Below are 9725 nucleotides of genomic sequence, written 5' to 3' on the forward strand. Positions count from 1 at the left end.
CATGCGGGCCCGTGACATCTTTCTCAAAGCCAAATCCGCGGTCGAACGGCTGTATGACCGAACAGCTACCATCCAACGATACGAACCGTATCAGAAGCCAAATGGCGCCGACGGAATGCAGTGGGCGACAAAGCACGAAAACGTGCCTTGTCGCCTTTCAACTGTTGGCATGACGCTCAATAACGCATCGCAAGGCGAAGCCAACATCATTCAGTATGATGTCAAAGTCTTGTTATCCGGCGACGTTGACGTACGCGCCGGCGATATATTTATCATCGATGGCGTTCGATATGAGTCGGCCAAAGAACCGTTTGTGTATGTTACCCACCAGGAGGTGTTGCTCATCAGAAAGGGGTATGCATAATGGGCTATGAGTTTAGTGAAGTTCGAGTGCTAAAACAGCAGTTGGTGGAGCTGAATAAAATCGCTCATCAAGTGCAAATGAGAGTGGCCGGACGCATCGCACAGCTAGCCATTCGAAAGGTGAAAAAACTAACGCCCGTTGATACCGGAAACTTGCGAAACAACTGGAAGTATTATGTGATGAGCAAGGGTGATACGATATATATTCACATTTACAACCAGGCAGAATATGCATCGTTTGTGGAAAACGGACATCGTATCGTGGTGGCTGGACAGACCGTCGGGTGGGTAGAAGGACGGTTTATGTTGAAGCTAACGATGGATGACATGCGCCGAATCGCCCCGAACATGTGGCAACGGGAGATCGAAAAGGAGATGAGGCGGATCTTTGGAGATTAAAACACTCATCATTCAACAAATTAAACAAGTGTTTGGAAATGTCAAAGTATACGACGAGAAAATTAAGCAGGGGCTTCAAACTCCTGCTTTTCTTGTGCGTATCATTCGATCTGGCCAAGAAAGAAAAGTCAAAGGTCAAGTGCAACGGTCGTATTCGTTCAATGTAGTGTACTTTCCTCAATCTACAGAAGTAGATACAGAATGCGATGACGTGTTTGAAACGTTTCAAACAGAATTTCAATATATCGCTAACAAGTATCATGTACATCGGTTAGAAGGGACAAAAGAGGACGATGTGCTTGTCATTACATTTGCTGTTTCTGTACGGCTTCAAGAGAAGACGGACGAAACAAAGATGCAGACGTTAGGAGGGGTGGAAGTTGGCACGACAAACTGAAAAAAGCACGTCAGAGGCACGATATGGAAAATCGGCTTTTATGAACGCGACGGAATATGGGAAAGATCGATGGTTGCTTGAGGTTCTTTTAGATGATGCGAAAACGTACACGAAAGAAGAAGTCGACTCACTGTTAAGCGAATGGAAAGCGAAGGAGGTTCAATAATGGCAGGAGGTACATGGAAGACGCAAAACAAAATTCGTCCTGGCGCGTATATCAATTTTGAAACGAACAGCCTGAACACAACGACGCCGGACTCCAATACGGTTGTGGCCATTCCCATCAAATTAGATTGGGGCGAAGCGAGAAAGTTCGTAAAGGTCACGCCGAACACCAAATTTAAAGAAGTGTTAGGGAAGAATTTGAACGAAATCGTTCCACTCCGTGAAGCGTTCAAGGCAACCAGTCAAGTACTGATTTTTAACTTGAATAGCGGGGGAATAAAGCCGCGGCAACGGGTGGAGGATTGACAGCGACCGCCAAGCACGCCGGCTCTGATGGCAACAAACTATCGGTAGTAGTGACGGCGAATTTAGACGGCACGGCGACGGTGAAAACATATTTTGACGGGGATATCGTTGACACACAAACGGTAGCTACCATCGCCGACTTACAACCAAATCCGTTTGTGACGTTTAGCGGTCAGTTGCCCACATCCGATATCACATTGACACTGTCTGGCGGAACCACAGGGATTGCAACCAATGATGCCTATGCGGAATTTGCGGCAGGTCTTGATACCCAAGATTTCAAGGTGGTCGCGGTTGGTACGGACGATCCAACAGTGAAAGCGCTGCTGGCGCTCAAAGTAAAAGAATGGCGCGAGAATTACGGAAAAAACGTGACGCTCGTTACGAACAGCTACAATGCTGCTGACCATGAAGGTGTGGTGTCTGTTCTCAATGGTGTCACGCTTGAGGGAAACGAGCAGCTATCGGCAAAAGATGCGTTGTATTGGTATGCGGCGGCGTACGCGAGTGCCGGAACAAGCTCGCTGACATATGCTGAGTATCCAGGAGCGGTGGACTGCGAGCGCAAAACTCATGAGGAAATCGAGCAAGCGTTGAAAGATGGCCATATCGTCTATACATTCAATCGGGACTCGGTAGTGGTGGAACAAGACATCAATACGTTCCGTTCCTTCACACCGACCAAAAATCAAGATTTTCGCAAAAATAAAATCATTCGCGAAATGGATATCGTCTCGGATAATACGCAGTATATCTACTCCAAGTATTTCGTCGGAAAAGTAAACAACAATGAGGACGGTCGAAACTTGTTCAAAAAAGAGATGATGAAGACAGTGTTGGATCCTCTTGTGCGGGTTGGCGCTTTGGAGCCATATAATCCGGATGAAATCGTGGTTGAACAAGGTGATGAAAAGGATGTCGTGTTGGTGAAGATGGGGCTCAAATTCGTGGATGCCATGGAAAAGCTCTACATGACGATTGCATGCAAGTAATCAACGGAGGTGATCGATATGCCGCGTGTAATGGAATCGAAAGACGCCATTTCTTCGAAAGAAGGGACGCTATATATTACGATTGACGGGAAGTCATATGAGTTTGCAGAGATTGTAAAGTTTGACGCGACCATTGAGTATATCAAGGCTGACGTCAAACGTGTCGGTGCACGTATGAACGGCAGCAAAATCGTTGGAGCAAACGGAAAAGGAAATATGACGTATTACTACCACCGCCCGGAAATTCGAGCGATGGCGTTGGAATATTTGCGGACAGGGAAAGCGCCGATTTTCGATGCGATGCTCGTTAATGCAGATATTACGAGTGCGGCTGGCAAGCAAACCGCGATCATTAAAAATATTGTGCCGGACAGCACACTCATTGCTAAATTAGACGGAGATTCAGACGATGTCCTAAAAGATGAAGTGTCATTCACGTTTGATGACTTCGATTTACTAGACCAATTCAAAACCATTAATTAAGGAGGACCTATATGAGCAAGTTTAAGGCGTTTTTAAAAGGGAATGCGAAGCCATACGAAAATGTAGAGCTGAAACTGGATCGTTTTGACGAACCACTCGTTTTACGCCCGTTGACTGCGGGTGAAGCTGATGCCATCAACGAGCGTTGTTTCAAATTTCGCCCAGGTAAAGGCGGCAAAATGGAGCGCGTTTTTGATGTGGTGAGATACAATCGTGAAATTTGCGTGGCGTCGATTGTGTACCCAGATTTAAATGACCGTGAGCTACAAGAATCCTATGGTGTGCTAGGTGCGGACAAGCTATTTGCTGAAATGTTTCTTTTAGGAGAAGCAAACCAAATTCTTGAGAAGGTAACGGAAATTTCAGGATTAGATAAAACGATGGACGAAGAGGTCGAAGAAGCAAAAAACTAATTGAAGAAGGTGGAGAGGCATTTTACGCACATATTGCTCTCCACCGTTTTCATTGGCGACCTCGTGAATTTTTGGAAATGGATCGAAAAGAAAAAGCATTTGTCATTGCGAGCATTCAGTTGGAATTAAAAAAAGAGAAAGAAGAACACGACCGCATAAAAAGCAAAATGAGGGGGTGAGCGAATGGCTGGAGTGCAAACAACGTTAGCGTTAAACGACAAATTGACAGGACCTCTGATGAAAATGATTCGTGCGATGGATGCAACCATTCGCGTCATGGAAAAGATGGATGCGAGCGCGACTCAATTAGATACGAAAGGATTAGCGAAAGCGCGAAAAGCGATTACAAACGCATCGGCCGATTTAGAACGTCTAGTTTTGGCGTCTAAACAATCGGCCGATGCTTTAACCCCGCTTCAGTCCAAATTTTCCAGCTTGCCTCCCCTATTCATCAAGCAACTAGCGCCGTCAGAGGATTCTTTAGTGCTTTTGCTGGTTCGGCGGCAGCTTATATGGCATTGGAGGCGATCAAACAAGGAGCGAAAACATTTGTAGAAGCGTCGGATACGTATGTTTCTACATCAGCCCGTTTAGCGAATATCAATGACGGTTTGCAAACACAAGCGCAACTGCAAGAGAAAGTATATCAAGCCGCCCAGCGTAGCCGAAGCGGTTATGTCGATATGGCCAATTCAGTGGCAAAGCTAGGGTTGCTAGCAGAAGATGCTTTCAAAAACAATGATGAGATCGTCCGTTTTTCGGAGTTGATGGGAAAAGCATTCACCGTATCCGGCGCATCGACATTTGAGCGTCAGGCTGGTATGTATCAGCTGACGCAAGCCATGGCGGCCGGCAAACTACAGGGCGATGAATTTCGTTCTATCATGGAAAACGCCCCATTGTTAGCACAGGCCATTGCCGATTTCACTGGAAAAACAAAGGGACAACTCAAGGAAATGTCAGCCGAAGGAACGATTACGGCGGATATTATCAAAAATGCCCTGTTTAAGGCTGCGGATGAGATCGAGAAAAAATTTAAAAACATGCCTTTAACCTTCTCCGATGCGATGACCATGTTCAAAAACTGGGCGTTCCGCGCATTTGAACCGTTGCTGATTCAGTTTAACCAGTTCGTGAACTCTGATGCGTTCGCTACGATGGCGGAACATGCGATGTTTTTTGTCAACGTGTTTATTAAAGGCATGGATCTTGCTTTTGATGCGCTGGAGTTTTTCTATCGAATGGTTGGTGCCGTTGGACGGTTTTTTGAAGAAAATTGGGCGTGGATTGCACCGATTTTGACGGTAATTGGCTCTGTTTTAGCTGGGATTGGCGCGATTTTGCTTGGTGTTGCAGCGAAATGGTTGATAGTGCGAACAGCTACCCTCATGGCAGCAGCCGCAAAATGGGTATACGATGCAGCTATGCTTAGCTCCCCAGCCACGTGGGTATTACTGACGATCATTGCTTTAATCGGATTCGTTGCTTATGCCACGGTAAGATGGGGAGAACAAACAGCTGCGGTGATTGGATTTATTACAGGGTTGTTTGCGGCGTTGGGGGCTTATATTTGGAACAGTGTGGCCAACCTATGGAATCTGTTTGCAACGTTTGCTGAGTTCCTGGCCAACGTGTTTATCGATCCGACATACGCCGTTAAAAAGTTGTTCTACGATTTAGCCAAAATGGTGATCGACAACATGGCGGCGCTCGCCGGGTCTTTTGATCGTGCGGCCAATGCGTTGGCTCGTGCTTTTGTAGCTGGCGCAAATATTGCGATTGGAGCCATTAACGGTCTGATTAAAGCTCTGAACATGATACCAGGCGTGAACATCGGAACGATCGGCAAACTGAGTGCCGGATCGGTAAGCAACATCTCCGGTGGATTGAAAAGCTGGGCAGCAAATCTTCAAGCGCCGACAAGCAGCAAAAATGTGGTTAGTATTCCACGGATGAATTTGCTCAGCCTTCCCAAAGCGTTTGACGCGGGGAATAAAGCCGGTATCAACTTCAGCAAAAACGTATCAGATAAGCTGGCAGGAGTGTGGGATAAAGCGAAAAGCCTAATTCCGAATGGGAAAACAGGCAATCCGTTCAAATCCTTTCCGTCCCAAGCGCTTGGTAATCAAATCGCCAACAGCCCTGGCATGAAGAATCCCATTGGAAATGATAAAGGCAAAAACCCGACCGGCGGCAAACTGGATAAAGTCGGAAAGGTTGGGAAGATTGATGATGAGGTGAATATTGCTGAGGAAGATTTAGAAGTGTTCAAAGAGTTGGCGACAATCAAGTCGATTCAGTACTTCATCACACTGACACCGACTGTCCAAGTTCAAACCGGCGATATTCGCAGCGAAGTCGACATTAACAAGTTGATCCGACGTATTGAACAGCTCATGTCAAATGAAATCGCACGGTCGGCGGAAGGGGCGTACTCATGACGGAAAGAGCCATATATTTTGTCGTGAATGACCGGGAATTCTTCCGTCTCCCGGTTAACCCCGAAAAGGTGAATGTGAAGGAAGAAGGGGACGGAGAAGAATTTACGATTGCCTCGTTAGGGAAAGTGAATGTCCCGAAGCCAGCAAAGCTGAAAAGTTTTACTCTGGAGTCCTACTTCCCAGCACAACCGACGCACTATTCAGCGACGGTCTTTAAAAAGCCGAAGGATTATATTCGTTTGTTGGAAAAGTGGCTGAATCACAAACAGCCCGTTCGATATATTTATGTCAATGGGCCGTTTACGATTAATGAATTGGTGACCATTGAGCGTTTTGAATACGACGAGTCTTTTGGTAGCGAGGACGTCAACTTTTCTCTTGAGTTAAAAAAATATGTACCATTCGGCCCAAAAAAAATGAAAATCGCCAAGGCAAAAAACGGAACGAAACAAATCGTGAAGAAGAATACCCCACTCGGCAAAATACGAAGCCGAAACCAACAACCTATACGCTTAAAAGAGGGGATAGCTTGTGGAAGGTGGCGCAGTATTACACGGGCAGTGGTCATAGATATCGTGAATTGCAGAAATTGAACGGTATCAAGGACAGTCAATTGCGCCGATTGCCTATCGGCTTAGTGCTAAAGATCCCGCCAGACTGGGTGAAATGAAATGGAAGTGTTCATCGATAATCGAGACGGAACCATATGGGACATGCCCGTGGCCAGCTTAAAATGGACAACCAGCCGGATCGGGAAAGCCGGCACCTTGGAAGCAAAGTTGGTGATAGAGGATCCGCGTAAGTTTTCCATCAATAGTGGAGCCGTGATTCGTGTCACCGACGGATCATACAAGATTTTCTACGGCTATGTGTTTGAAACAGGATTCAATGCGGATAGTGATTTTAGTGTTAAGGCGTATGATCAGCTTCGATATTTGATGTACAACGACACCTTTGTCTTTTCTTCAACAACGGCCACGGCCGGCATTAGGAAAATTGCAACCGATGCAGGATTGAAAATTGGAACGTTTGAAGAAACGGGATACAAAGTGCCAGCGATGGTCGAAGACAACAAAAAAGCGCTCGATGTGGTGGCAAAGTTTTTAGATTCAACGTTGATTGCAACGAACAGGAACTATGTACTGTTCGATCATTTTGGGAAACTGGAACTGCGAAATATCAATAACATGGCCATTCGAGCAGACGACTTCTACATTGGGGAAGAGAGTCTGCTTTTTGATTTCGACTATAAAAAGTCAATCGACGAGGAAACGTACAATCGTATCAAGATCGTGCAAGACAACAAAAAAACAGGAAAACGCGAGGTCTATATTGCCCAAGACAGCGCGAACATTGCTAAATGGGGACGATTGCAAGAATTTCGCAAAGTCGATGAAAGGATGACGGCCGCGCAAATTAAAGACTTGTTGGACAAGTTAATTACGTTGCGTAACCGTGAAACGAAATCATTGAAACTCACCTGCCTCGGCCATTGGAAAGTGCGCGCTGGTTGTTTTGTGTTTGTGTACATCGAAAAGATCGGCATCAAGCAATATTTTCTCGTTGACGAATGCACGCACAACTGGGAAGGTGGCGTGCACACGATGCAATTAGATTTGAAGGTGATTTGAGATGAGCTTGATAGATTTAATTAAAACAGTTGCTGTGAAAGCTGTGGAAGCGACTAATCCAGTTAATGTGTTGTTTGGCACGGTTGTATCCGAAAGCCCTCTTGCGATTCAAATACATCAGCGATTGAAACTGACGGAAGAATTTTTGGTTGTTACGGAGCAGGCGGAACAAGCAAATCTAAAAGGCGGCGATAAAGTAATCCTGCTTCGCGTTCAAGGAGGCCAGCAATTTGTGGTTTTAGATAAGGTGGTGAAGTGATGGCAGTATTACCTTCTGAAGATATTTTGATGGATGATACAGATATCGTCGATACTTCCGTCTTTCCTGCCAAAACGTATCGTCTCGACTTTGAGAGAGGCCGGTGCATCGGAATGATTGACGGGTTGGAAGCTATCAAGCAATCGATTTTCAAAATGTTGAGCACCGAACGATTCAAGCATTTAATTTATAGCGATGATTACGGCTTTGAAAATCTAAGTGGCAAAGAAAGATTGTTTGTCCAAGCAGAATTGCCTCGGAGAATCGAAGAAGCGGTGCTTCAAGACGCGCGCATCCTAGCAGTCGAAGACATCAGCATTCAGTTCCAAGGGGATTCAGCTATCGCCACGTTTGTTTGCCAAACTGTCTATGGAAAGATAGAGGCGTCCAAAGAGGTGAGTGGTATTGTTTGAGGACCAAACGTTTGAGGCAATTTTGCAGAGGATGCTTGATCGAGTTCCTGACGATGTTGATAAACAAGAAGGTTCTGTCATTTATGACGCGTTGGCGCCAGCTGCGATGGAATTGGCGCAGATGTATGCAGAACTGGACGTTGTTTTGCGTCTTGCGTTCGGAGAAACCTCGACGGGTGAATATTTGGATCGACGTGCAGCGGACTTTGGTGTGTATAGAAAACAAGCGACGCCGGCCATTCGAAAAGGAGTGTTCACGGATGAGGGCGGCGCGCCGTTTGACATTCCGATCGGGAGTCGATTCCGGCTCAATGACATGGTCTATGTCGCTATCGGAAAAATTGCAGACGGTCAGTTCCGTATGCAAGCAGAAACATTAGGAAGCGCGGGCAATCAAGAGTTTGGGAGTCTGCTTCCGATCGAACCGATTGACGGACTAGGAACAGCGATACTAGCAGATGTCCTCGTTCCGGGTGAGGATGAAGAAAGTGATGACTCCCTTCGAAAACGTTTTTTGCAGAAGGTACGGGAGCCCGGAACGAGTGGAAATGCGGCGGATTATAAGCGATGGGCGACAGAAGTGGCTGGAGTGGGTTCGGCAAGAGTGACTCCTCTTTGGAACGGCCCTGGCACTGTCAAAATTACTATCGTCAACACAGACATGCAGCCAGCGACCACTGAATTGGTTGCTCAAGTGCAGGAGTATATCGAACAAGTGCGGCCCATTGGCGCGGCTATAACGGTTGCTTCGGCGACGGGCAAACCGATCAGCGTTTCGGCAAACGTCATTTTGGCATCGGGATATACACTGCAAAATGTACAAGATGCATTTGCAGCGTCGCTCGATGAATATTTGAAAGAGATTGCTTTCTCTATGACTTATGTGAGCTACGCAAAAATCGGAACACTCTTATTGAACACGCCAGGTGTCATTGATTACAACGGGCTGACTGTGAATGGAAGCACGGCGAATGTTGCGTTGCAAGATGATGAGGTGCCGATTCTCGGAATGGTGGCACTGGGGGTGTAAGGGGTTGGCGTATCCTGAACAGATTGATCGGTTTTCAACGAAGTTAAATAAAAAACTGGACGGCAATCGGTATGTTATTGAGGAAGAAGTCATCCCGATCAATGGCGTCTACGAAGGCGAATTGAAGCATGACAACGTGGTAAAAGACACCGTCCGCGTATATACAGGAGCCAAAATGACAGGGAGTCGTACGGATCAGTTTGTTTTGTCTGTTCCGTCTGAACGGCCATGGCGAACGATGATTAAGATATTTTCAAACGCCCCAAAGCTCTATATATCTTACGAAACGCCAGGCGATACGGTTGAGGCTGATGATGTGAATATGCTTCAGGAGGCAATCACGGCCACACAAACGGAATTAGAGCGATACAAAACCGATGGAATGATTGATGGAGGAACTTTCTTGAGGGAGGGATGATAATATGCCCCAAAC

General features: G+C 46.3%; 16 protein-coding genes. All 16 read left to right on the top strand.

Annotated elements, in window-relative coordinates:
• Position 1: 1 nt before the first annotated feature.
• Positions 2–364, top strand: a complete 363-nt coding sequence (locus A0V43_RS16930; RefSeq protein WP_063193616.1) for a hypothetical protein — start codon at positions 2–4, stop codon at positions 362–364.
• A complete protein-coding gene (locus A0V43_RS16935; RefSeq protein WP_044741945.1) occupies positions 364–762 on the top strand; it encodes an HK97 gp10 family phage protein in 399 nt (132 codons plus the stop codon). Before A0V43_RS16930 ends, A0V43_RS16935 begins: the two co-directional genes overlap by 1 nt.
• A complete protein-coding gene (locus tag A0V43_RS16940; protein WP_063193617.1) occupies positions 752–1159 on the top strand; it encodes a phage tail terminator family protein in 408 nt (135 codons plus the stop codon). Before A0V43_RS16935 ends, A0V43_RS16940 begins: the two co-directional genes overlap by 11 nt.
• Complete coding sequence (locus A0V43_RS16945; protein ID WP_044741943.1) at positions 1143–1325, top strand: hypothetical protein; 183 nt, start codon at positions 1143–1145, stop codon at positions 1323–1325. The genes A0V43_RS16940 and A0V43_RS16945 overlap by 17 nt, the downstream gene beginning before the upstream one ends.
• Positions 1325–1630, top strand: a complete 306-nt coding sequence (locus A0V43_RS20620) for a hypothetical protein (protein ID WP_236930851.1) — start codon at positions 1325–1327, stop codon at positions 1628–1630. Before A0V43_RS16945 ends, A0V43_RS20620 begins: the two co-directional genes overlap by 1 nt.
• Entirely contained in the window at positions 1627–2622 is a 996-nt protein-coding gene (locus A0V43_RS16950) for a phage tail sheath C-terminal domain-containing protein (protein WP_236930852.1), read from the top strand. The genes A0V43_RS20620 and A0V43_RS16950 overlap by 4 nt, the downstream gene beginning before the upstream one ends.
• An 18-nt stretch (positions 2623–2640) precedes the next feature.
• The gene (locus tag A0V43_RS16955) at positions 2641–3105 is read left to right on the top strand and encodes a phage tail tube protein (protein WP_019417361.1); all 465 of its coding nucleotides are present in this window, start codon (positions 2641–2643) and stop codon (positions 3103–3105) included.
• Positions 3106–3116: 11 nt separating this feature from the next.
• Positions 3117–3518, top strand: a complete 402-nt coding sequence (locus A0V43_RS16960; RefSeq protein ID WP_014194739.1) for a phage tail assembly chaperone — start codon at positions 3117–3119, stop codon at positions 3516–3518.
• Positions 3519–3701: 183 nt separating this feature from the next.
• Positions 3702–4073 carry a hypothetical protein gene (locus tag A0V43_RS20625; RefSeq protein WP_236930853.1) on the top strand — a complete coding sequence of 124 codons (372 nt, stop codon included), beginning with the start codon at positions 3702–3704 and terminating at the stop codon, positions 4071–4073.
• Positions 4031–5959 (top strand): tape measure protein, encoded by a 1929-nt coding sequence (locus tag A0V43_RS16965; protein WP_236930854.1) that lies wholly within the window; start codon positions 4031–4033, stop codon positions 5957–5959. Before A0V43_RS20625 ends, A0V43_RS16965 begins: the two co-directional genes overlap by 43 nt.
• Positions 5956–6552, top strand: a complete 597-nt coding sequence (locus A0V43_RS16970) for a peptidoglycan-binding protein (protein WP_236930855.1) — start codon at positions 5956–5958, stop codon at positions 6550–6552. Before A0V43_RS16965 ends, A0V43_RS16970 begins: the two co-directional genes overlap by 4 nt.
• Before the next feature lie 78 nt (positions 6553–6630).
• Positions 6631–7590, top strand: coding sequence for an XkdQ/YqbQ family protein (locus A0V43_RS16975; protein ID WP_033016787.1), 960 nt, complete (start codon positions 6631–6633; stop codon positions 7588–7590).
• 1 nt (position 7591) lies between these two features.
• Positions 7592–7849 (top strand): DUF2577 domain-containing protein, encoded by a 258-nt coding sequence (locus A0V43_RS16980; RefSeq protein ID WP_014194743.1) that lies wholly within the window; start codon positions 7592–7594, stop codon positions 7847–7849.
• Positions 7849–8262 (top strand): DUF2634 domain-containing protein, encoded by a 414-nt coding sequence (locus A0V43_RS16985; protein ID WP_063193618.1) that lies wholly within the window; start codon positions 7849–7851, stop codon positions 8260–8262. The genes A0V43_RS16980 and A0V43_RS16985 overlap by 1 nt, the downstream gene beginning before the upstream one ends.
• On the top strand, positions 8255–9292 hold the full coding sequence (locus A0V43_RS16990) for a baseplate J/gp47 family protein (RefSeq protein ID WP_063193619.1): 1038 nt from the start codon (positions 8255–8257) through the stop codon (positions 9290–9292). The genes A0V43_RS16985 and A0V43_RS16990 overlap by 8 nt, the downstream gene beginning before the upstream one ends.
• Positions 9293–9296: 4 nt before the next feature.
• Entirely contained in the window at positions 9297–9710 is a 414-nt protein-coding gene (locus tag A0V43_RS16995; RefSeq protein WP_063193620.1) for a hypothetical protein, read from the top strand.
• Positions 9711–9725 lie beyond the last annotated feature (15 nt).

The sequence above is a fragment of the Geobacillus sp. JS12 genome (assembly GCF_001592395.1).
Taxonomy (GTDB): domain Bacteria; phylum Bacillota; class Bacilli; order Bacillales; family Anoxybacillaceae; genus Geobacillus; species Geobacillus zalihae.